Origin of the sequence: Parasphingorhabdus sp. (genome assembly GCF_036964565.1) — a bacterium.
GTDB lineage: Bacteria > Pseudomonadota > Alphaproteobacteria > Sphingomonadales > Sphingomonadaceae > Parasphingorhabdus.
In genome coordinates this window covers 319,005-341,766 of record NZ_JBALTN010000004.1, presented here as the reverse complement: position 1 = coordinate 341,766, position 22,762 = coordinate 319,005, and the positions used below count along the sequence as shown (strand labels likewise).

Sequence of the window (22,762 nt, the reverse complement as noted above, 5' to 3'; positions counted from 1 at the left end):
TTTGCGCCAATCACGCGCCGTCCGCTTTTTTCTGGAGCTTGGGCTGAACGGTTTCGCCAGGACTCAGGAAGCCACCGGCGCGCAGAACAACCTTTTCGTTTCCGCTCAGGCCGGACGTGATGGATATACCGGCATCGGATACGGATCCCAGAACGACGTCCCGGCGAACCGCCTTGTTGTCCGGTCCGACGATATAGACGAAGCTGCCCTTGCTGTCATTTTGCAGGGCAGATTCAGGCAATACCGAGACCTCTGAGGTGCCGCTGCGAATACGGGCGCTGGCAAAGCCGCCGGGCCTCAGCGCGCTGTCATAACCCAAGGCGATCCGGGCGATGCCCTGACGCGACTGCGGATCAATAACCGGCGCTATCTGCCATATCTGGCCAGTGAGTTCCTTGGTGGTTCCGACCGGGGTAACCTGCGCGGTGATGCCCACCGACACATTGGCCAGATCGCTCTCGCCAAGGCGGGCCTGAAGTTCCATCTCTCCGTCCTGCGCCAGCAGGAACAATGTTCCGCTGCCTTGGGTTACGGTTTGTCCGGGCTCGACGTTGCGTTCGAGGACGAATCCTGCCTTGGGGGCAACGATGTCGAGGCGCGTGTTTCGCGCACGGGTTTCGTTCAGCTGAGCCTGGGCTACCCGCAAACGGGCGGCTGCCGAATCCCGGGTCGCCGTCAACCGGTCGATATCCGCCTTCGAAATAAAACCGCGGTCCACCAGCTGAGCAGCGCGGTCGAGATTCGCCTGCGCGAGATTGAGGTCCGCTCGCGATGCTCCCACCGATGCCTCTAGTCCCGCTGCCTGCTGGGATTGGACCGAGCGGTCGATGCTGGCCATGACCTGGCCCTGCTTCACCCAGTCGCCAGCGTCGACATAGACATTGGTCACGCGGCCGCCTTCACCGACCACGCTGACGGGAATTTCCCGGCGTGCGGCCAGCGTGCCCGTGGCATTGATGGTTCGAGTCACCAGCTGCTTGCCGGGTGCCATCACCGTGACGGCCGGCGCCTGGCTTGCAGTGTCGTCTTCAGCGCCCGCGCCGACAAAATAATTGTAGCCGATATAGGCGAGCAGCAAGAGCGTGACCACTGCCGCTGCGATGATCAGCCGCTTTCGTGTGGAACTCCGCGCCTCGGCGTCGTCAGCAATTGCGATATCTTCGCTGGGAATGGTGGATTCATAGTTCATCGTTTTACTCTTCAGTCCAGCTCTTATCGCAATATCAAATGGCGATACACAAAAGAATCGCTGATTTCGCCTCGATCCAGGTTTTCATCAACTGTATTAGATCAATACGGCACCAGCGGCAAGCGGGAACAGAATTTTGCCCATATTTCAAGCTGCGGTTCGATCAATGACCGACGAGAGCTGACGAAAGGGCCGATTGCCACCGAACCGGCCCTGTCGCCGCATGTTCTATTCATTCAAGTCTGGTCTTAGCGTACTCTGCCGCGCTGGATCAGGTTCAGGATCAGCAACAAGACAACCGCTCCGACAAAAGCGGTGAACAGACCTGTGATGGAAAATTGCTGAATGCTTCCGCCGAAGCCAAAATAGCCCCCGACGAAATTTCCGATGACCGAGCCGATGATACCGACAATTATGTTCAGGAAGATTCCCATGGACGCATCACGGCCCATCACCATGCTGGCAAGCCAGCCTGCGACGCCGCCAACGATCAATGCAATAATCAAACCCATATATTCCTCCTGGTTCCATGGCGCTGGAACATTCCTTACGCCTGTAAATACAAGACCATATAGGATTATCCGACGGACTAGAAGGAATAAAAAGGGCCGCTGGAGTTAGCTCCGCGGCCCCTTGATGTCTGGATTGGTACTTCTGGGTCAGTATTTCTGCTGACGCTCGTATAAATCACGATAATGCTGGATACGGGTCACGCGCAATCCGGGCATGCCTGATCGGTCAACCGCACGCTGCCAGGAAGCAAATTCTTCCAGCGACAGATCATAGCGGTCACAAACTTCGTCCACCGACAGCAATCCGCCGTTGACCGCGGCAACAACCTCGGCCTTGCGACGCACTACCCAGCGCGTGGTTCCGGGTTTCGGCAAATCATCAATGGTGAGTGGCTCACCAAGGGGCCCGACAACTTGCGCTGGTTTAATTTTTTGGTTTTCAATCATACTACCCTCAATTTTGCCTTTCGGCATTTTGCCCCGTTGCCCGTTACGTCTGGCCTTCGTAGCGGCGGAGCTTTTCGATTACCTGAACTGCCAAGGTAAACATCACGTTCATAAGTTGGATTATTTCTGCATTTTGTCTGTTTCCTGCTTTACCAAGTCCGGCCGGAAACAACCGGTCCGGAACAAGATGGAACCTTTGGAAGGGCTGCGGCCCAATTCAATCCGTCCCGCGAAATAAGCCATCCGCTCATCCAGAAAGGAAGCGCCAATTGCACCCGGGTCATCGCTGATCCGGCTTTCCGCAGCCCGAAAGACCTGTGCCGATTCACTGGATGACTGCCGCGCGATCGCTCGATTGAGCAGGGCCTTGCGTTGCGCCCGTGCGGAGCGAAGTTTTCGGCCGCCGTCAGTCGGGGACTGGCGCGGCTTTTCATGGGGGAAATTCATATCCATAGCCGCTGGTCTAGCAGCGAACATATAAGCTTATGTAAAAGGGCCGTTTACATGGCCTTAGGAGAGGTTAAGCATTTCTTCCTTGTTTCGTCGCTCGCCGTGCCAAAATGGAGCGTACAGGAACCTGAAAGAGGAAATCTTCGCTGCACTGGTGCTTTCCGGGAGATGTCTTTAAGGACGCAATCGATATGACGGATCGAATCAAGGAAAATTTTCAGCTCGGTGACGACCTGACCGGCAAGCGCATTGTCGTCGCCATGTCCGGCGGCGTCGATTCGAGCGTGGTTGCGGCTCTGGCGGCGCGGACCGGTGCGGAAACCATCGGCATCACCCTGCAGCTTTATGATCATGGCGAGGCCGTCGGTCGCGTGGGTAGCTGTTGTGCGGGGCAGGACATCCGCGACGCCCGCGCCGTGGCGGATCGGCTTGGCATCGCGCATTATGTTTTTGATCATGCCAGCCGGTTCAAGGATTCGGTGATGGATGTGTTCGCCGACGAATATATGGCGGGCCGGACGCCGATTCCCTGCGTGCAATGCAATATGGGCGTCAAGTTTACCGACCTGCTGCAACTGTCCCGCGAACTGGGAGCGGATTGCCTTGCCACGGGGCACTATGTCCGGCGTGTTGTGACACCGGAGGGTGCGCAGCTGCACCGCGCTTTGGACCCGGCCCGCGATCAGAGCTATTTTCTATTCGCGACCACCCAGGATCAGCTCGACTACTTGCGTTTCCCGCTCGGCGACATGCCCAAGACCCGGGTTCGCGAGATTGCCGAGGAGATGGGACTGGCCGTGGCGTTCAAGCCCGACAGCCAGGACATTTGCTTCGTTCCCAACGGGGACTATGCCAGCGTCGTCCGCAAATTGCGGCCGGACGCTGATGATGACGGAGAAATTGTCCATATTGATGGCCGGTCAATGGGGCGACACAAGGGTCTGATCCATTATACCGTCGGGCAGCGCAAGGGCCTGGAAATCGGCGGTCAGGCGGAGCCGCTTTATGTGATTCGGCTGGAACCGGAAGCCAAGCGCGTCGTGGTCGGCCCGAAAGCGGCCCTAGCAGTCGCTTCCGCGTCGCTGCGCGACATCAACTGGATTGGTGGCGACCATGTCGGGCCGGTCGAAGTCAAGGTCCGCTCCATGGCCAAGCCGACGCTGGCTCGTCTGGAGGGACAGGAGCTGCAATTCCACAATCCCGAATTTGGCGTTTCTCCGGGTCAGGCGGCGGTTTTCTATCACAAGGACCGGGTACTGGGAGGGGGCTGGATCGACGGCACCGCTGCCCTGGAACAGCAATGGCTGGCCGGGGTCGAAGCGCAGTGAGCCTGTGGAACGGACTCCCGTCGCCACACCTATGGGACGGTCGGTGAAAGGGGGGCGGCTCGTAGTGATCCGCCGTACCCCCGAGTTTGCCTTCAATTGACGTCGAACCGTTTGGAACGATTGTCGCGGGGAACCGCAGGCGGGTGACGCGCGTATATGCCTTGTGGAAGCCACATATCATCATGCCGGCTGCCGGACCGGCCTGAATGTTTTGCCCTCGCTCTCCCATCGGAAGATAGGCAGATTGTCTGGATCGGACGATAGCGATGGCCGACCGGGCAGGATGACTATGCTCGGTCCTTGCATTGCTGGCAAATATCATCCCGGGATCACCTCATGACGGCGGCATCACTGATCATATTGGCAGCAACAGGGGGCACCGCAACCTCCGATCCTGTCATGCAGAATGAAGTGGGGAGGGACATGGTCTCGCTCTATATTCCGCTGCTGCTGGGACTGGGTTTGCTGATTTTGATGGTGGCCTGGCTGCCCTTGGTCTTGCGCCGGCTGCCGTTGAGTCTGCCCATCATATGCTTGGCACTCGGCATGGTGATATTTTCCTGGCCCCCGTTTTCGGACTATTCCCCCCATCCCACGGAAACGCCGGTAATCATCGAAAAGGCCACGGAACTGATCGTGATTATTTCCTTGATGGGGGCGGGGCTCAAGATTTCGCGGCCCTTTGCGCGCGATGGATGGGCGCTGCCCGTCCGGCTGCTCGCGCTGACCATGCCGCTGACGATCCTCTGCCTGGCATTTCTCGGCGGCTGGCTATTGGGGCTTCCGGTGGCCACCGCCCTGCTTCTCGGCGCGTGTCTCGCGCCGACGGACCCTGTTCTGGCATCGGATGTCCAGATCGAACGCCCGGCGAATACCGACGAGGACGAGGTTCGCTTTGCCCTGACGGCCGAGGCAGGGCTGAATGATGCGCTGGCTTTTCCGTTCGTCCATCTGGCCATTGCCGCCAGCATTGCGGGTTTCGGGATGGATGTCTGGAAAGACTGGGCGATTGACGATGTCGTTGTGCGCGGCCTGGTGGGTGTCGTGGTCGGATTGATTTTGGGCACCTTGCTGGGCAAGGCCATCTACAAGCTGCCCACCGGCACCCGTCTCTCGCGCACTGGTGACGGGTTTGTTGCCCTTGGGGCGACGCTGATCGTCTACGCGTTGACCGAATTTCTCCATGGCTACGGATTTCTCGCGGTATTCCTGGCCGGGCTGAGCTTGCGCCGGGAAGCGGGTGATCATGAATATAATGTACGCCTGCATGATTTCGCCGACGAAACCGAACGATTGCTGATGATGATCCTGCTGGTCTGTTTTGGCGGGATGATCATTGGCGGCGGCCTGCTTCAGGCAATTGGCTGGCGCCACCTGCTTTTCGCACTGCTTGTGCTTCTGGTCGTTCGACCGATGGCGGGCTGGCTGAGCATGGCAGGCATAAAGCGCTCCGCAGGGGAACGGGCCATCGTCTCCTTTTTCGGCATCCGCGGTCTGGGTTCGGTCTTCTATCTCGCCTATGCGCTGAACCATGGCGAGTTTGGCGCCGGCAACGATCTGTGGCCGGTCGTGTCCCTGGTCATATTCTTGTCGATTCTGCTCCATGGCGTCGCCGTGACGCCGACCATGAGGCGACTGGACAAGGCGAAATCAGATTAGGCTCCGCGGCCTATATGCGGTGCGGCCGGCTGGACGATTATGGTCGGTGTCCGCGACTGGCAGCCATCTGGAAGATGGCAACCCGCCCCTTCATTCCTGTTCCAGCTGTGATTCGGTAAGCATCACACAGCCCCAGCCCTCGCGAAACTCGGCTGTTGCGGAAGCGATCATCAAGGCAGATGCGGTCACCCGCTTGCGCTCCTCGTCGAGGCTCAAACCGATCACTTCCATGCCGGGTTCGAAATCCTTTTCGCAATCCTTGAGGTCCCGCCCGCCGATATAGTGACAGGAACAGGCGACCCGCGCGCCATAGGCGGTGCCGACGTTCAGCTGTCCCTTTATGAAGGAAAAATTATAGGCCATGACGGCGAGCAAAATCATCAGGAAAAATGCCGCGATATACAAGGCTATCCGCCTTTTGCTCGGCTGCGAGCGCGAAGTGGTTTTTACGGTTGCCATGGCGGCGTCTATTGGTGCAACGACGCGCCATGCACAAGATTAAACTCGCAATATTGTCCGCCGTCACGATTGCCCTTTCCGGTTGCGGGGGCGCGGGGGATCCTGCGCCCGTGCCGGAGAAAAGTGCGGCGGAGCTGGCCTATATTTCAGATTCCAGCCCGATGGCCAAATCCCGGCTGGACGCGGCCATTGCACCGCTGTTCGACGACCCGGCCATGGCGGAAACGCGGGCCTTGCTGGTGATGCATCAGGGTAAGATCATCGCCGAGCGCTACGGCGATGGCTATGATGCCGACACGCGGTTCATCAGCTGGTCGATGGCGAAGAGCTTTACCGGCGTACTGATCGGTTTTCTGGTGGCAGACGGTCGCCTGGTGCTTGACGATCCCGCGCCGGTGCCGGCGTGGCAGAGAAGCGGAGATCCGCGCGGCGAAATCACGCTGCGGCAACTGCTCCAGATGTCGTCCGGGCTGGATCACACCGAAACGGACGAAGACGAAGGCAAAACAGTATTTGAGGCGGACACCAATCGCATGCTGTTCCTCGACGGTGCCCAGGACGTCGCGGGCTATGCAGAAGCCCGTCCCATGGAGGCGCGGCCGGGGGAAAAATTCGAGTATAGCACCGCCACCTGCATCATATTGTCAGACATCATAACCCGCACCCTGACCAGAAGCAGCGACCCGCAAGTCCGGCGCGATGTGACCTTGCGCTTCATCCGGGGCCGGTTGCTCGAACCCCTGGGGATGGATGGCACCTATCCGGAATTCGGGCCGAGGGGCACCTTTCTGGGCGGCAGCTTCCTCCACGCGACCGCGCGCGACTATGCCCGGTTTGGAGAGTTTCTGCGGCACAGGGGAGCGCGAAAGGGTGCGCAGCATCTGCCAGTCAGCTGGGTGCGGTTCATGACGACATCGTCGGAAAACGATCCGGCCTATGGTGGCCATATCTGGCTGAACAAGAAGCGTCCGGACGGCCGCAACCAAGTGCTGTTTCCGGACAACGGTCCCGACACCATATTCGCGGCGCTCGGTCACCTGGGTCAGCAGATTGTGGTATCGCCGGAGCAGCAGCTCACGGTGGTTCGGCTCGGCAAGACTCAGGACGATGTGCTGGCGCCGATGAGCGCGCAGATCGGCCGGATCATGGCGCTGTTCCCGGTGAGGGGCTAGTCTTTCAAGGGCGGAGCGCTACAGGCGAAACAAGCCTTCGACCACCGTCACGCATGTCCCGCCTAGCCAGGCGCGGTCCCCGTCCAGCCGGCAATTGACATAGCCTCCGCGCTGGCTCGCCTGGTAGGCGGTGAAACTGTCGCGGCCCAGCTGACCGGCCCAATAGGGGGTCAGTACGGCATGGGCCGAGCCGGTGACGCTGTCCTCGTCGACCCCGCCCCCGGGTACGAACACCCGGCTCATCACATCGCTGTCCTTGCCCGGCGCGGTACAGATAAATTGTGCATTGCCAAGCGCAGCCAGCGCTTTCAGGTCGGGCTTGAGCGCAGCTACATCATCGGCATGATTATAACTCAGGACATGATAATCGCCGTTGTACGACAGGGTTTCCGCAGGACTGCCACCGACCAGCGCGACAATGTCGGGCATCGCCCGCGGTGCCGGCGGATAAGCGGGCAGGCCCAAGGCATATCCATCGCCGTCACGTATCACAGTCAAAATACTTGCTTTGCGCGTATGAAAGGTGACCTGCTGCCGTTCGGGCTGTTGCGACAAGACTATATGCCCACTGGCGAGCGTGGCATGACCGCAAAGCGCGACCTCTTCGGTCGGCGTGAACCAGCGCAATTCGTAGTCCGCATCGGCACCGGCATCGGGAAGATAGAAGGCGGTCTCGGCAAAATTATTTTCTTCGGCGATGGCCTGCAGAACATCGTCGTCCAGCCAGGATTCGAGCGGCATGACCGCTGCCTGATTGCCGGTGAACGGGCGATCGGCGAAAGCATCCACATGATAATAAGGCAGATTTGTCATGGGTAGAGCAGTCCTTCCGTCCAGTCATTGCCGTTGCGGACAAAGGCGCGCCGTTCGTGCAGCCGGTGTTCCCGATCCTGCCAGAATTCAAACCGGGCGGGCACCAGGCGATAGCCCGACCAGTGCGGCGGGCGCGGCACATCGCCGCCGGCGAACCGCTTCGTCATTTCCTCGAACCGGGCCTCGAACGTCTCCCGGCTGTCGAGCGGCCGGGACTGGTCGGAGGCCCAGGCGCCCAGCTGCGAATCCCGGCTGCGCGTCGCAAAATAGGCATCCGCCATGCTGTCCGGAACCGGCGAAAGGCTGCCCTCGATCCGGATCTGGCGGCGCAGGCTTTTCCAGTGAAACAATATCGCGGCCTGCGGATTTTCGGCGATGTCGCCAGCCTTGCGGCTTTCCTGGTTGGTGTAGAAAACAAATCCGTCGGGACCATGACCCTTGAGCAGAACCATGCGGGCCGCCGGCTGCCCGCTGGCGTCGGCGGTGGCGATGGTCATGGCGTTGCTGTCATTGATCTCGCTCGCGCGGGCCTCGGCATACCATTCGTCGAACAGGGCAAAAGGATCGGTCATCATCCGTCCTTAACATCGCGATCAGACGGGGCAAACAAACAAAATTTTGTTCCGCGACAAGCCGCAGAATTCTGCTAAAGGCGGTCAACGGAAAGGCGCATGATGAACTGGGACCTGATTTTTGCGATCACCAACAATTACGCCTTGCTGATGTGGCTGATCCTTGCCTTTGCGCCGCGGCGGACCGCCATTCTCACGGGTGTCTTCTACGGCGGCGTCGGCCTGCTGGCCGCTGCCTATGCTTTGATTATCATACCGCTGATGACCGGCTTGGTGGATGGAGGCAGCGGCGGCGTCCCGGACTTCACCACCCTGGCAGGGGTCCAGCAGCTGCTGTCCAGCCCGGGCGGCGCAACGGTTGGATGGATCCATTATCTGGTGTTCGATCTGTTCGTGGGTCTTTGGGTCGCGCGCAAAGCGGACAAATACGGGTTCGCGCGCTGGCTGCAGATACCCATTCTTTTATTTATACTAATGCTTGGCCCTCTCGGGCTGCTTCTCTATCTGCTGCTGCGGTTCACGCGGCACAACAAGGTTGCAGATGCCGTTCTACCTGAATAAGACAGTGGAGTTGACAATCAGCGGAAAATTCCAATCTCTGCATGGTAAGGATTTGAAAAAGGCTAAGGAATGATCGATCCCTATCAAGCATTGGGCGTTGCCAAGGGCGCAGACGAAAAGGAAATCAAAAGCGCCTATCGCAAGCTCGCGAAGGAGCTGCATCCCGACAAGAACAAGGACAATCCGAAGGCGACCGAGCGATTCTCGGACGTTACCAAGGCCTATGACCTGCTTCTTGACAAGAACAAGCGGGCGCAATTTGATCGGGGCGAGATTGACGCGGAAGGCAATCCCACCGCACCCTTCGGTTTTGGCGGGGGCGGGGGCGGCGGCTACCAGCGCGGCCCTGGCGGACAGCAGTTCGATTTCGGCAATGCCGGGGCGGACTTTGGTGATATATTTGAAGGGCTTTTTGGCGGAGGCGGAAGGGGCAGTGCCCCGTTCGGTGGTCGCGAGCGCAGTGCGCCCCCGCCCAAGGGGGCCAATGTCGCCTATCGTTTGAAGGTCGAATTCGTCGCTGCGGCCACCCTGCAGAAACAGCGCATCACGCTGGAAGATGGCAAGACCATCGACCTCAGCCTGCCTAAGGGCGTCGAAGAAGGCACGCAAATGCGGCTCAGCGGCAAGGGTCGGCAGGGACCGGGCGGCAATGGCGATGCCATCGTCACCATCCATATCAATCCGCATCCCTTCTACAAGCGGGATGGCGACAATATCGTGCTGGAACTGCCGATCACGCTGAAAGAGGCCGTGGAAGGCGCCAGGATAAAGGTACCGACCGTCGACGGCCCCGTAATGCTGTCGATCCCCGCCGGTTCGAATTCCGGCAAGACGCTGCGGCTGAAAAACAAGGGCTTCCACGCCAAGTCCGGGGTGCGCGGCAATCAGCTGGTCACGCTGATGATCGAGCTGCCAACAGACGATCACAAGCTCGCGGAATTCGTCAAAGACTGGGACCCGCAGGACAAACCGCGCGCCAGCATGGGTGTATAGGCTTGGCGCGGAGCAACCTGTCCGAACTTTCGCCCGAGGCCCGGCACCATGACAAGGGCGAGACAGGGCCAGCGGCCAACAGGGCGGCCGAGGATCTGGCGGGTGAAAGCCCGGTCCGCCGTGCGCTGATCATCGCAGAGCGCACCGCGGTTGGCGTCTATCACGACGGTTTCACCTTCGCGGGCAATTTTGCCTATATGTCCCTGCTTGCCGTGTTTTCCTTCTTCATCATCGCCGCTGCCATCATCGGCAGCTTCGGGCAGACCGATGTCGGAACAGAATTTGTCGAGGCGTTTCTGGTCACGGTACCGCCCTCTGTCGCAAGCGCGCTGCACGACCCGATAAGAGACGCGATGACCGCGCGCACCGGCCCCCTGCTCTGGCTCAGCGCGATCGTCGGCCTGTGGACAACGACCAGCCTGATCGAGACCATCCGCGAGATTCTGCATCGTGCCTATGGCGTCGAGGCGCAGCGACCTTTCTGGGAATATCGCCTCACCTCGATCCTGCTCATTCTGGTCTCGGTTTTTGTGGCCATGTTTGCGCTGAGTGCCCAATTTGTGCTGGCGGGCATCAGCGGCTTTCTCGGCGACTATTATCAGGCGATCCAAACCAGTGCGCTGTGGATATCCCTGTCCAACGTCGTGCCGTTTCTCGTGCTGTTCGCGACCCTCTATTTCCTGTTCCGGCTGCTCACCCCGCGCCAGTACCGGCCTCGCCAATATCCGAAATGGCCTGGTGCCGTGTTCATCAGCGGCTGGTGGCTGCTGATCACCGGCCTGCTGCCGGTATTTCTCAAATATGCGGCCAATTACCAGCTCACCTATGGCAGCCTGGCGGGGGTCATCATCACGCTCGTTTTCTTCTATCTGGTTGGCCTGGGCATGGTGATCGGCGCAGAGATCAACGCAGCGCTCGCCGAACGGCCCTGGAGAAACGGGATTTCCGAATGATACGCTGGAAAATCATCCGGATAGCGTTTATCAACGACGATTATATGATTTCAGGAGACCGGGGCGATGACTGAGTTAATGAAGGGCAAGCGCGGCTTGATCATGGGGCTTGCCAACAACAAGTCGCTTGCCTGGGGCATCGCCCAGAAGCTCGCCGGCGCTGGTGCAGAACTGGCCTTTTCCTATCAGGGAGAGGCGCTGGCAAAGCGCGTCAAACCGCTGGCGGCCGAACTGGGCAGCGATTTCCTGATCAATTGCGATGTGTCCGACATGGCGGCGCTGGATACGGCGTTTGACCAGCTCAAGGCCCGCTGGGATACGCTGGATTTCGTCGTTCATGCGATCGGTTTTTCGGACAAGAACGAGCTGCGCGGCAAATATGTCGACACCAGCCTCGAAAATTTTCTGATGACGATGAACATTTCCGCCTATTCGCTCGTCGCCGTGACCCAGCGCGCGGCAGCGATGATGCCGAACGGCGGCAGCATTGTCACCTTGAGCTATTATGGTGCGGAAAAGGTCATCCCCCACTATAATGTCATGGGCGTGGCCAAGGCGGCGCTGGAGACCAGCGTCAAATATCTCGCCAACGACCTCGGCCCTGACAATATCCGCGTGAACGCGATTTCCGCCGGCCCGATCAAGACGCTGGCAGCCAGCGGCATTGGCGACTTCCGCTATATCCTGAAATGGAATGAATATAACTCGCCGCTGCGCCGCAATGTGACGATCGAGGATGTCGGTGGCGCGGGTCTTTATTTTTGCAGCGACCTGTCGTCCGGTGTCACCGGCGAAACCCATCATGTCGACGGCGGCTATCATGTCGTCGGCATGAAGCAGGAAGACGCGCCCGACATTGCGCTGGATTGATCATTTCCGCCTGTTCGTGGATGATCCCCATTGAAAACAGAAACAAGTTTATGAACGCGGAGAGCGAGCTTTGAGTTTCAACACCTTTGGTCACGCCTTTCGCTTTTCCACTTGGGGAGAAAGCCACGGACCCGCGCTCGGTGCGGTGGTCGATGGCTGCCCGCCGGGGCTGTCGCTAAGCGAAGCGGATATCCAGCCGTTTCTCGACGCACGGCGCCCTGGTCAGTCCAAATATACGACCCAGCGACAGGAACCGGACCAGGTCCGGATTCTCTCGGGCGTGTTTGAAGGCAGGACGACGGGTACACCGATTTCGCTGATGATCGAGAATGTCGATCAGCGGTCGAAGGATTACGGCGATGTCGCCAAGGCCTATCGTCCCGGTCATGCCGACTATGCCTATGACCAGAAATACGGCTTTCGCGATTATCGCGGCGGTGGCCGGTCCAGCGCCCGCGAAACCGCTGCCCGTGTTGCTGCCGGCGCGGTAGCGCGGCTGGTGATTCCGGAAGTGACGGTTCGGGCATGGGTTGCCGAGATTGGCGGCGACGCGATTGATCCGGCCCGTTTCGACGCCAATGAAATCGGCAACAACCCGTTTTTTTGCCCCGATGCGGAGGCCGCCAGGCGATGGGAGTCACTGGTCGATGGCGCGCGCAAGGACGGTAGCAGCCTGGGCGCGATCGTCGCCTGTGAAGCGGTCGGGGTCCCGGCCGGATGGGGCGCGCCGGTCTATGCCAAGCTGGACAGCGAGCTGGCCGCCGCGATGATGACCATCAACGCGACCAAGGGCATCGAGATCGGGGATGGCTTTGCCGCCGCCCGCTTGCGCGGCGAGGAGAATGCCGATGCGATGCGGCCGGGCGAAAATGGTCCGGAATTTCTCGCCAATCATAGCGGAGGGACCGCCGGAGGCATATCCACTGGTCAGCCGGTTTTCTGTCGCGTCGCTTTCAAGCCGACCAGCTCGATCCTGACTCCGGTCGAAACAATCACCCGCGAGGGTGAGGCAACGGAAATCGTCACCAAGGGGCGCCACGATCCCTGCGTCGGCATCAGGGGCGTTCCGGTGGTCGAGGCGATGATGGCCTTGGTGCTCGCCGACCAGAAATTGCTCCATCGGGCGCAATGCGGATGATCCGGCATCGCGCTGCCTGTATTGCGCGGGGCTGCCCGAACCTTTTGGCACTGCCTGTCATTGTGAGAGATCTATGATCGACCTGATCCTTCACGTTATCGATGAATATATCCAGGCCCACAAGGCGGTGATCGGCCTGGTGATTCTGGCGTTCCTGTTCGCCGGTTTCATCATGGAGCGTTTCCCTGCGGCGGTTGTCGCAGTGCTCGGCGCCTGCATGTTCCTGTTTCTCGGGATCATCGACTCCGACGGCCTGTTTTCGGTGTTCTCCAATACCGCGCCGATCACCATCGCCGCGATGTTCATCCTGTCGGGTGCGTTGCTGCGGACGGGAACGATCGATGCAATCGCCGGCTTCATCATCAAGCGAGCCAAGCGCCGCCCGAAGCTGGCGGTGGCCGAGATGTTTCTAGGCGCGTTCTTGGCTTCTGCCTTCATGAACAACACCCCGGTCGTGATCGTGCTGATCCCGATCATCCTGCGCTTGTCGCGAGCGACCGGCTTTTCCTCCAAGAAGCTGCTGATTCCCCTGAGCTTCATCTGCATTTTGGGTGGCACGACCACCCTGATCGGCACATCCACCAACCTGATTGTGGATGCGGTTGCGCGGGATCAGGGGCTGGGGGGGTTCGGCATTTTCGAGATCACTCCCTATGGTCTGATCGCCGCCACCGCCGGCACGGTGATGATGGTCCTCTTCAGCAGCTGGCTGCTTCCCGGCGGGGATGTCAAAGGCCATTTCGACAGCAACGACGAAAGCGACTTTCTCACCGAACTGACCGTGCGCCGCGGTGCATCGGTGATTGACCGGAAGCTCTCCGCGGTACCGGAACTGCGGCGGGCCGGGCTCGAGGTAACGGCGGTGAAGCGGCTGAACCGCTATATCCGTCATGATCTGGACTATCATGAACTGCGCGCCGGCGACCGGATCGTCGTCCAGCTGGACCTGGCGGAGCTGATCTCGCTGCGCAAGTCGGAGGATTTCAAGGTCGGTATCGTTCACCAGGGCGATGTCGGTCCGCTTGGCGAAGAGCTGGTCGAGGCCACCGTGGCACCGAGCCATCCCAGCATCGGCAACCGGCTGTTCGACATTCCCTTTCTGTCCCAGCTCAATGTCCGCATATTGGGCATGACCCGCTATCGCAACCTGCCGCGCTCCGACCTGACCAACGCGCGCATCCACGCGGCCGACCGGCTGCTGGTCACGGGCTCGACCGAAGATATCACCCGCATGTACCAGAACCCCAATCTCTTCGGAGTGGGCCAGACAAAGATTCGGGCGTTTCGCCGGGACCGCGCGCCGATTGCAATAGGGGCCCTGATGGCCGTGGTATTGCTGGCGGCCCTCAATATTGTCCCTCTGGCAGTTGCTGCAATCCTCGCGGTTGGCGCAATCCTTCTGGCCCGCTGCATTGACGCGGAAGAAGCATGGGGTTCGATCGACGGCAACGTGCTGGTTCTGATCTTTGGCATGCTGGCCGTTGGGCTCGGTCTCGAGCAGGCCGGCAGCGTCGATCTGATCGTGGCCGAACTGACGCCGTTTCTCCGCGAGGTGCCGCCCTGGGGCCTGGTGTTTGCAATCTACATCCTGTCGGTGATCATGACCGAGATTGTCACCAACAATGCGGTTGCGATCATCATCACGCCGATTGCCATCGCTCTCGGTACGGATCTAGGGGTCGACCCCCGACCCCTGGTGATAGCGGTCATGTTTGCTGCATCCGCCAGTTTTGCCACACCGATCGGCTATCAGACCAATACATTGGTCTATGCGGCCGGCAATTACCGGTTCACCGATTTCTTCAAGGCGGGCATTCCGCTGACCTTCGGCGTCGGCCTGTCCACCTGTCTGGCAATCAGCTTCTGGATGTAGCGCTGCCGTAAAGGCTTGCCGCGCCCCGGCACTGTCGATAGGCAAGGGCAGGATAAGTAACGGGGGATACGACATGCTGGCATTCTGGTTCAAGATTCCGCTGTGGCAGCGCGTGATTGCAGCCTTGATCCTCGGCGTGATCACCGGCCTGGTCTGGGGACCGGAATCGGAAGCCATAAAGTGGATCGGCGATTTCTTCATCAAATCGATCAAGATGCTGGTCGTTCCGCTGATCTTCTTCTCTCTGGTCTCGGGCGTGGCAGCGATCGGCGATCTGCGCAAGCTGGGCGCGGTCGGGGGCCGGGCAATGCTGCTCTTCATCGTCACCGGACAGATAGCGGTTTGGCTGGGCCTCGCGCTCGGCACGCTGATCAAGCCGGGCATCGGTGTCGATACCAGCGGCATCACGATGGGCGTGACCCCGACGCCTAGCGCCACAAGCTGGACGGACATGATCCTCTCGATCGTGCCGGAAAGCCCGGTTCAGGTGATGGCGGACGTGCAGGTCCTGCCATTGATCGTATTTGCGCTGCTGATCGGCATCGGCATATTGATGGCGAAGGAAGACGGCGAACCGGCCGCGAAGATATTCGATTCCGGCGCAATCGTGATGCAGAAGGTGACGATGATCGTCATGGAACTGACGCCGTTTGGCGTCTTTGCGCTGATGGCCTGGGTCGCCGGCAGCTTCGGCATCGACGCACTGCTCAGCCTCGCCAAGCTGGTCGGCCTGAACTACCTCGGCTGCCTGCTGATCATCCTGATCGTCTATTCGGCGATGATCCGCTTTCTTGCCAAGCTGCCACCGATCGGTTTTTTCCGCGGCATTGTCGATGCGATGGCGGTAAGCTATTCGACCGCTTCGTCCAATGCGACGCTCCCGGTGACCCTGCGCTGTGCGGAGCGAAATCTCGGTGTTTCGCCCAGTGTCTCGAGCTTTGTGATCTCCCTCGGCGCCACCATCAACATGAACGGTACCGCCATGTATCTGGGGCTGGCGACGCTGTTCGGCGCGCAGATATTCGGCGTCGACCTGTCTTGGGGCGACTATTTCATGATCTCGATAACCGCCACGCTCGGTGCGATCGGCGCGGCCGGGATCCCGGGTGCCGGCCTGATCATGATGGCCTTGGTCTTCGGCAGCGTCGGCGTGCCGCTGGAAACCATCGCCTTTGTCGCCGGGGTCGACCGGATCATGGACATGATGCGGACGACCACCAATGTCTCGGGCGATGCGGCGGTTGCGGTGACGGTGGCGGCGATGACCGGCGAGCTGGACCGGGAGGAACTCATCTCCGCCGATGATATATAGCGGCGGCTAGTAGGGCGGAGCCTGTCTCGAACGCTGGGCCTTGGCGGCCTCGGCCCACCAGCGCAGATCATCGGCAAATTTCGGGAAATTGCGTTCGAGCCGCTCCCCGTCACTGCCGACGGGAGCGCCTGTTTTGTTAAAGGCCTTGTGCACGCCCCCCAGCGCCAGCGGGCTCGATGTGACGACCATGCCCATTTCCCCGAGAATGGCCCGCCAGTGCATCATCGCCCGCATGCCGGCGAACGGCCCCGCGGAATAGCTGGCGATCGCAGCCGGTCGCCAGAACCATTCCTCGAGGAAATGATCGGTCAGGTTTTTCAGGCCCGGCTGGACGCCCCAGTTATATTCTCCCGCGACGAAAACAAAGCCGTCGGCGTTGCGGATGATGGTCGCCACCTGCTCCATTGCCGGGGGCGCCTTGCCCTTCTCATATTCCTTGTACATGCGGTCGAGCATCGGCAGGTCGACCTGTTTGGCGTCGACCAGATCGACATCGTCGCCCCCTTGCCGGAACGCCCCTGCCAGATATTCGGCATAGGCGATGCCATTGCGATCTTGTCGATAGGAACCGTAGAAAATCGCAATGTGCATGTCGCTATCCTTTCAGTGCTAGTCCGCAAACGGGTCGGTCACCAGAATCGTGTCGTCGCGTTCCGGTGACGTGGACACCAGTGCGACCGGGCACTGGATCAGTTCCTCGACGCGGCGGATATATTTGATCGCCTGGGCTGGCAGATCGGCCCAGCTGCGGGCGCCGGCGGTGGACTCGCTCCACCCTTCCATGGTTTCGTAAATCGGTTTGACCGCCGACTGGTCCTGGTGATGGGGCGGCAAATAGTCGTAGGTGACGCCGTTCAGGTCATAGCCGACGCAGATTTTCAGTTCGGCAAATCCGTCCAGAACGTCGAGCTTGGTGAGCGCAATGCCCGCAACTCCGGAGACCGCCAGGGCCTGACGCACCAGCACCGCGTCGAACCAGCCGCAGCGCCGCTGGCGACCGGTGACCGTGCCGAATTCGTGACCGCGTTCGCCGAGCCGCTGGCCGACCTCGTCATCCAGTTCGGTCGGGAACGGGCCGGAGCCGACGCGGGTCGTGTAGGCCTTGGTGATACCGAGAACATAACCGGTGCCGGACGGGCCTATGCCGGAGCCGCCCGCCGCCGTGCCCGATATGGTGTTGGAGCTGGTGACAAAGGGATAGGTGCCGTGATCGACATCCAGCAGCACGCCCTGGGCGCCTTCGAACAGGATCCGCTTGCCCTCGCGGCGGGCCTCGTTGAGCCGTTTCCAGACCGGCTGGGCATATTGCAGTACGCTGTCGGCAATTTCCTTGAGGTCCGCCAGCAGCCGCTCGCGGTCGACAGGTGGTTCGCCGAAGCCGGCGCGGAGCGCGTCATGATGCGCGCACAGCCGGTCGAGCTGGGGTCCGAGATCATCGAGATGGGCGAGATCGCAGACCCGGATCGCCCGGCGTCCGACCTTGTCCTCATAGGCGGGTCCGATGCCGCGCCGGGTGGTGCCGATCTTGCCCTTGCCGCTGGCGTCCTCGCGCATCGCATCGAGGTCGCGGTGGATCGGCAGGATCAGCGGGCAGGTTTCGGCGATGGCAAAATTGTCGGTATTGATGGTGACGCCCTGGCTTTCCAGCTTCTTGATCTCGTCGCGCAGGTGCCACGGATCAAGCACAACGCCGTTGCCGATGATCGACAAGGCGCCGCGGACGATGCCCGAGGGCAGCAGCGACAGCTTGTAGACAGCGCCGTCGACCACCAGCGTGTGGCCGGCATTGTGGCCGCCCTGGAAACGGACCACGACATCGGCGCGTTCGGACAGCCAGTCGACAATCTTGCCCTTGCCCTCATCGCCCCATTGCGCGCCGATTACCGTTACATTGGCCATATTAGAGTCTTTCCTACAAGGGTTGCGGCTGGTCGCCGTTCAATATGTGTGAGCAACCAAGTGCCTGGGCCTGGTCCTTTTTCGACAGGGCCGCAACGGTCCGCCAACCCGCTGCCCGGAGCCTGGCTGCGACCTCATGGTCATGGCCCAGCGGCAGGAATACCTGGTCGGTGGACTGGGCACCGAAACCCGCATTGATCAACGGATTGGGATATAGCGAGAAGCCGACCGCCGCTTCGGATCCGCCGTCGACCTGCGCAATTTCATAGCTGCCGCCCCGTCCCAGTGCGCCGATGAAACTGTCGGCATAGAGCGTGAACCCGAACCAGTTCTGATATTCGAAACCATGGCGTTCGGTCGGATCGAGGGTCAGATTCACCTTGCCCTTGATGCTCTTCGCTATCCGAGCAACCCCGTCCAGTCGCGAACCGAGCAGGCCATCGCGATCAAAAGCGCGCAGCTTCGCCATCGCCTCCTCAAACGGACCCGTTGCCTCGATCAGCGGCAGATAGCCGGATGCGCCCATGGCAGCGAGGCCGCCGGCATCTTTCATGTCCAGTTCGCCGCGCACTTCATCTATCTGGGCCTGGCTCAGCGGCAACGGCCCTGCGGCGAGAATGTCGATCAGGTCGGGCATGGTGAAGTCGACGGTGATGCCGGCGACGCCTGCACGCTGCAGCGATTCGATCGCGACCGAGACGATCTCGCTCGCGGCAACGACGCTGTCCGTGCCGATCAGTTCTGCGCCTATCTGCAACCTGCTGCGTTCCGGCTGCAATTGCCCGGAACGCAATTTCATGACTTGCCCCGAATAGCTGAGCCGGAGCGGACGGGCACGGTCCGCCATGCTGGTTGCGGCAATCCGCCCGACCTGCATCGTCATGTCGGGCCGCAGCGCCAGCGTGCGCTGGGAGATGGGATCGACGAAGCGCATCAGGTCGCTGCGCGCCGCGCCCTGCATCCGTTCGGTCAGGCCGTCCTCATATTCGGCCAGTGGCGGCGTCACCCTGGCATAGCCGTGGCTGGCGAGGGTATCGAGGACATCGCGTTCCAGTCGCGACGCCGCCTCGGCATAAGGCGGCAGCGCGTCATGAAACCCTTCGGGCAAGAGATTGGATCGCTTTCGCATGGCCCTGCTCCATAGCCCAAGCAGATGCTCAGGCCATCCTTTTTCTTGGCTCGGCGGCTATCGAATCAAAACTTCAGCGCCTTGACCGTCTTGACGCCTTCCAGCTGGCAGACGGCCCACAGCACGGTCTCTTCCACCGGCGAATCGATCGACAGCAGCAGCACAGCTTCGCCGCCCGGAGCATCGCTGCGGCGGCCCAGATGGAAGGTTCCGATATTGACACCCGCGGCGCCGAGTGTCGAACCGACGCTGCCGATGAAACCGGGCTGATCCTGGTTGACGACATAGAGCATATCGCCCTCGAGGTCGGCCTCGACCTTGATCCCGAACATTTCGACCAGCCGTGGGCCGGAGGATCCGAACAGGGTGCCGGCCACCGATTTCTCGCCTTCGTCGGTGGTGACCGAAACGCGGACCAAAGTATGATAGTCGCCCTCGCGTTCGTGGCGGATTTCACGGACATCGAGGCCGCGTTCCTTGGCCAGATAGGGCGCGTTGACCATGTTCACGGTATCGCTGTAGGCGCGCATCAGTCCGGCCAGTACCGCTGCCGTTATCGGCTTCTGATCCAGCTCGGCGGCCGCACCTTCCACTTCCACGGCGACGCCCTTGATCTGGTCGGCTGCCAGTTGCCCGACAAGCGATCCCAGCTGGGTTGCCAGTGCCATATAGGGCTTGAGCTTGGGTGCCTGTTCGGCCGACAGGCTTGGCATGTTGAGCGCGTTTTCGACGCCGCCATTGACCAGATAATCGGCCATTTGCTCCGCCACCTGGATGGCGACATTGACCTGGGCCTCGCTGGTCGAAGCGCCGAGATGCGGCGTGCAGATCAGGTTGGGTGTCCCGAACAGCGCGTTCTCCTTGGCCGGTTCCTGCGCAAAAACGTCGAGCGCGGCGCCCGCGACATGACCGGATTCCAGCGCATCCTTCAGGGCGGTCTCATCGATCAGGCCGCCGCGCGCGCAGTTGATGATCCGGACGCCGGGCTTGGTTTTCGCCAAGGCTTCCGCCGACAGGATATTGCGGGTCTGGTCGGTAAGCGGCGTGTGCATGGTGATGAAGTCGGCGCGCGCCAACAGATCATCAAGCGACACCTTCTCCACGCCGATTTCCACGGCCCGTTCCTCGGTCAGGAAGGGGTCATAGGCGACAACCTTCATCCGCAGGCCGATCGCGCGCTCCGCCACGATCGAACCGATATTGCCGGCACCGATCAGGCCGAGCGTCTTGCTCGTCAGCTCGACCCCCATGAATTTGGATTTTTCCCATTTGCCGGCCTGGGTCGAGGCGTCGGCCTGCGGCAACTGGCGCGCAAGCGCGAACATCAGGGCGATGGCATGTTCCGCGGTCGTGATGCTGTTGCCGAAGGGCGTGTTCATGACGACGACCCCTTTGGCGGAAGCCGCCGGGATATCGACATTGTCGACACCGATACCGGCGCGACCGACCACTTTCAGATTGGTCGCCGCTGCCAGGATTTCCGGGGTGACGGTGGTCGAGGAACGAATCGCGAGGCCGTCATATTCGCCTATGATCTTGATCAGTTCTTCCGGGGTCTGTCCGGTAATTTCATCGACTTCGCATCCGCGCTCGCGGAAGATCTGGGCGGCTTTCGGGTCCATCTTGTCGGATATAAGTACTTTTGGCATATTCTGGATTCCTTCTCGGGAATGGTCAGGCCCGCGCGCGGCGGCCTGCATTATCAATCGTGCTGGGCTTTTGGCCCCGGCCGTGGCCGGGGCGACACAAAGCTAGGAAAGCTCGGATTTCACCTGGGCATAGGCCCATTCGATCCACTGCAGCAGACGGCGAACATCCTCTTCCTCGACGGTCGAGCCGCACCAGATGCGCAGCGACGGCGGCGCATCGCGGTAGCCGTTGAAGTCGTAGGCAATGTCCATTTTCTCGAGCATGCCGGCAATCTTCTTGGGCACTGATGCCTTGGCATCATCATCCAGGCCTTCATACCACTCGCCCTCGAACACCATGCAGACGCCGGTGTTGGTCCATTTCGCCGGATCGCTCACCATGTTGCGCATCCACGGCGTGGCGGCAATCCAGTCATGGACGATCTGGGCGTTGCGGTCGGCGCGGGCGTGCAGTTCGGGCAGTCCGCCGATCGACTTGGCCCATTCCAGCGAGGCGATATAGTCCTCGGTGGCCAGCAGCGACGGCGTATTGATCGTCGCGCCTTCGAAAATCGCGGTGTTGAGCTTGTCGCCCTTCTTCACCCGGAAGATTTTCGGCAGCGGCCAGGACGGCGAATAGCTCTCGATCCGTTCGACCGCGCGGGGGCTGAGGATGAGCATGCCGTGGCCGGCTTCCGATCCCATGACCTTCTGCCAGCTGTAGGTGGTGGCGTCGAGCTTGGACCAGTCCATCGGTTGGGCAAAGACGGCGCTGGTCGCGTCGTTGATGGTTACGCCTTCGCGGTCGTCGGCGATCCAGTCGGTATCGGGAATTTTCGCGCCCGAGGTCGTGCCGTTCCAGGTGAAGACAATGTCGTCGCCCTTGTCGATCTTGGACAGGTCGGGAATCTCGCCATAATCGGCATCAAGGACGGTGAGGTTCGGCAGCTTCAGCTGCTTGACCGCGTCCTGGATCCAGACATTGCCGAAGCTTTCCCATGCGGCAACCGTCACCGGTCGTGCGCCGAGCATGTTCCACATCGCCAGTTCGACAGCTCCGGTGTCGGAGGCCGGGACAATGCCGATCAGATAGTCGTCGGGTATGCCCAGCAGCTCGCGGCTCAGGTCAATGGCATATTTCAGCCGAGCCTTGCCGGTGGCGCTGCGATGCGAGCGGCCCATGGCGATGGTGTTGATCTTGTCGAGGGACCAGCCGGGAAATTTGGCGGTCGGACCCGAAGAGAAATTCGGGCAGTCAGGACGCAGCTCGGGCGTCGGTACAGTCGTATTAGTCATTTAACGCTTCTCCTTACAGAGAGCTCGCGCGGCGTTGGGACCGCGTGGCCCGGCGCCGCTTTGTCTGTTGCAACGCAGCATGTCAAGCGCGTTTCTGGTTGCGGATGAAACCGGCTATTTTTTCTGGAACAGGATTTTGCCGCGCTGCGACACCAGCAGCTTTTCAAGCGAAACCGGGTGGAAATAGGCTTCTACCCGGTCGCCTTCGGGGGTCGTGCCGTAGACTTCGTAGCAGCCGCCATCGACCTTGGATTTTTTCACGGTCCAGCCCTGCTTGACAAGGCTGGCCTTCAGTTCTGCCTGCGTTTTCCAGCCCGACTGTGGCCCGGCTTCACAGGTCATCTTGCCCGTCGCAAGCGCGGGGGCGGAGACGCCGGTGGTGGCAAGAGCGGCGGCGGTTGCGGCGATGATGAGGGAATTTTTCATGTTCGTTTCCTAACAATGCGGATCGGTTTGGCATCTTCTTACATATGCGACCGGCACCCGCAACCGTTGTCATGAACGGGCGG

Annotated in this window: 22 protein-coding genes; 10 read left to right on the top strand and 12 right to left on the bottom strand. The window is 60.6% G+C overall.

The features are described 5' to 3' along the window. Nucleotides 1–10: 10 nt before the first annotated feature. The 3 genes from V7650_RS07685 to sciP form a co-directional block, all read right to left on the bottom strand. Nucleotides 11–1,189, bottom strand: coding sequence for an efflux RND transporter periplasmic adaptor subunit (locus V7650_RS07685; RefSeq protein WP_335655668.1), 1,179 nt, complete (start codon nt 1,187–1,189; stop codon nt 11–13). 248 nt (nt 1,190–1,437) lie between these two features. After that, complete coding sequence (locus V7650_RS07680) at nt 1,438–1,701, bottom strand: GlsB/YeaQ/YmgE family stress response membrane protein (RefSeq protein WP_335655667.1); 264 nt, start codon at nt 1,699–1,701, stop codon at nt 1,438–1,440. 147 nt (nt 1,702–1,848) lie between these two features. Then, on the bottom strand, nt 1,849–2,148 hold the full coding sequence (gene sciP / locus V7650_RS07675; RefSeq protein ID WP_067203167.1) for a CtrA inhibitor SciP: 300 nt from the start codon (nt 2,146–2,148) through the stop codon (nt 1,849–1,851). A 641-nt stretch (nt 2,149–2,789) separates the two neighbouring features. Here sciP and mnmA point away from each other — a divergent pair. Then, a complete protein-coding gene (gene mnmA, locus V7650_RS07670; protein ID WP_335655666.1) occupies nt 2,790–3,926 on the top strand; it encodes a tRNA 2-thiouridine(34) synthase MnmA in 1,137 nt (378 codons plus the stop codon). Nucleotides 3,927–4,262: 336 nt separating this feature from the next. After that, a complete protein-coding gene (locus tag V7650_RS07665; protein WP_335655665.1) occupies nt 4,263–5,585 on the top strand; it encodes a cation:proton antiporter in 1,323 nt (440 codons plus the stop codon). Between the two features lie 90 nt (nt 5,586–5,675). Here the strand turns inward: V7650_RS07665 and V7650_RS07660 are convergent, their stop codons facing one another. Beyond that, nucleotides 5,676–6,044: a hypothetical protein gene (locus V7650_RS07660; RefSeq protein ID WP_335655664.1), complete on the bottom strand. Its 369-nt coding sequence runs from the start codon at nt 6,042–6,044 to the stop codon at nt 5,676–5,678. Nucleotides 6,045–6,073: 29 nt separating this feature from the next. Here V7650_RS07660 and V7650_RS07655 point away from each other — a divergent pair, with 29 nt between their 5' ends. Next, a complete protein-coding gene (locus tag V7650_RS07655) occupies nt 6,074–7,216 on the top strand; it encodes a serine hydrolase domain-containing protein (protein WP_335655663.1) in 1,143 nt (380 codons plus the stop codon). An 18-nt stretch (nt 7,217–7,234) separates the two neighbouring features. Here V7650_RS07655 and V7650_RS07650 read toward each other — a convergent pair whose 3' ends face one another. After that, on the bottom strand, nt 7,235–8,029 hold the full coding sequence (locus V7650_RS07650) for a PhzF family phenazine biosynthesis protein (protein WP_335655662.1): 795 nt from the start codon (nt 8,027–8,029) through the stop codon (nt 7,235–7,237). Then, nucleotides 8,026–8,601: a pyridoxamine 5'-phosphate oxidase gene (gene pdxH / locus V7650_RS07645; RefSeq protein ID WP_335655661.1), complete on the bottom strand. Its 576-nt coding sequence runs from the start codon at nt 8,599–8,601 to the stop codon at nt 8,026–8,028. Before pdxH ends, V7650_RS07650 begins: the two co-directional genes overlap by 4 nt. A gap of 99 nt (nt 8,602–8,700) precedes the next feature. On the opposite strand from pdxH, the gene V7650_RS07640 reads away from it, so the two are divergent. The 7 genes from V7650_RS07640 to V7650_RS07610 all read left to right on the top strand — a co-directional run bounded on the left by V7650_RS07640 (nt 8,701) and on the right by V7650_RS07610 (nt 16,301). After that, a complete protein-coding gene (locus V7650_RS07640) occupies nt 8,701–9,162 on the top strand; it encodes an ABA4-like family protein (protein WP_335655660.1) in 462 nt (153 codons plus the stop codon). 69 nt (nt 9,163–9,231) lie between these two features. Continuing rightward, entirely contained in the window at nt 9,232–10,155 is a 924-nt protein-coding gene (locus V7650_RS07635; RefSeq protein ID WP_335655659.1) for a J domain-containing protein, read from the top strand. Nucleotides 10,156–10,157: 2 nt separating this feature from the next. Continuing rightward, the gene (locus V7650_RS07630; RefSeq protein WP_335655658.1) at nt 10,158–11,108 is read left to right on the top strand and encodes a YihY/virulence factor BrkB family protein; all 951 of its coding nucleotides are present in this window, start codon (nt 10,158–10,160) and stop codon (nt 11,106–11,108) included. 66 nt (nt 11,109–11,174) lie between these two features. Beyond that, on the top strand, nt 11,175–11,978 hold the full coding sequence (gene fabI, locus V7650_RS07625) for an enoyl-ACP reductase FabI (RefSeq protein ID WP_335655657.1): 804 nt from the start codon (nt 11,175–11,177) through the stop codon (nt 11,976–11,978). Between the two features lie 70 nt (nt 11,979–12,048). After that, nucleotides 12,049–13,116, top strand: coding sequence for a chorismate synthase (aroC, locus tag V7650_RS07620; RefSeq protein WP_335655656.1), 1,068 nt, complete (start codon nt 12,049–12,051; stop codon nt 13,114–13,116). A 73-nt stretch (nt 13,117–13,189) separates the two neighbouring features. Beyond that, nucleotides 13,190–14,989 (top strand): SLC13 family permease, encoded by a 1,800-nt coding sequence (locus V7650_RS07615; RefSeq protein WP_335655655.1) that lies wholly within the window; start codon nt 13,190–13,192, stop codon nt 14,987–14,989. Between the two features lie 73 nt (nt 14,990–15,062). Then, entirely contained in the window at nt 15,063–16,301 is a 1,239-nt protein-coding gene (locus V7650_RS07610) for a dicarboxylate/amino acid:cation symporter (RefSeq protein ID WP_335655654.1), read from the top strand. Nucleotides 16,302–16,307: 6 nt separating this feature from the next. On the opposite strand, the gene V7650_RS07605 is transcribed toward V7650_RS07610, so the two are convergent. The 6 genes from V7650_RS07605 to V7650_RS07580 all read right to left on the bottom strand — a co-directional run bounded on the left by V7650_RS07605 (nt 16,308) and on the right by V7650_RS07580 (nt 22,679). Further along, nucleotides 16,308–16,892 carry an NADPH-dependent FMN reductase gene (locus V7650_RS07605; RefSeq protein WP_335655653.1) on the bottom strand — a complete coding sequence of 195 codons (585 nt, stop codon included), beginning with the start codon at nt 16,890–16,892 and terminating at the stop codon, nt 16,308–16,310. An 18-nt stretch (nt 16,893–16,910) separates the two neighbouring features. Beyond that, nucleotides 16,911–18,200 (bottom strand): adenylosuccinate synthase, encoded by a 1,290-nt coding sequence (locus V7650_RS07600; protein ID WP_335655652.1) that lies wholly within the window; start codon nt 18,198–18,200, stop codon nt 16,911–16,913. Between the two features lie 13 nt (nt 18,201–18,213). Beyond that, nucleotides 18,214–19,329: an ATP phosphoribosyltransferase regulatory subunit gene (locus tag V7650_RS07595; RefSeq protein WP_335655651.1), complete on the bottom strand. Its 1,116-nt coding sequence runs from the start codon at nt 19,327–19,329 to the stop codon at nt 18,214–18,216. 65 nt (nt 19,330–19,394) lie between these two features. Next, on the bottom strand, nt 19,395–20,978 hold the full coding sequence (gene serA / locus V7650_RS07590; RefSeq protein WP_335655650.1) for a phosphoglycerate dehydrogenase: 1,584 nt from the start codon (nt 20,976–20,978) through the stop codon (nt 19,395–19,397). Nucleotides 20,979–21,080: 102 nt separating this feature from the next. Next, nucleotides 21,081–22,253, bottom strand: coding sequence for a phosphoserine transaminase (locus tag V7650_RS07585; protein WP_335655649.1), 1,173 nt, complete (start codon nt 22,251–22,253; stop codon nt 21,081–21,083). Nucleotides 22,254–22,367: 114 nt separating this feature from the next. Further along, on the bottom strand, nt 22,368–22,679 hold the full coding sequence (locus V7650_RS07580) for a PepSY domain-containing protein (RefSeq protein ID WP_335655648.1): 312 nt from the start codon (nt 22,677–22,679) through the stop codon (nt 22,368–22,370). Nucleotides 22,680–22,762: the final 83 nt, after the last annotated feature.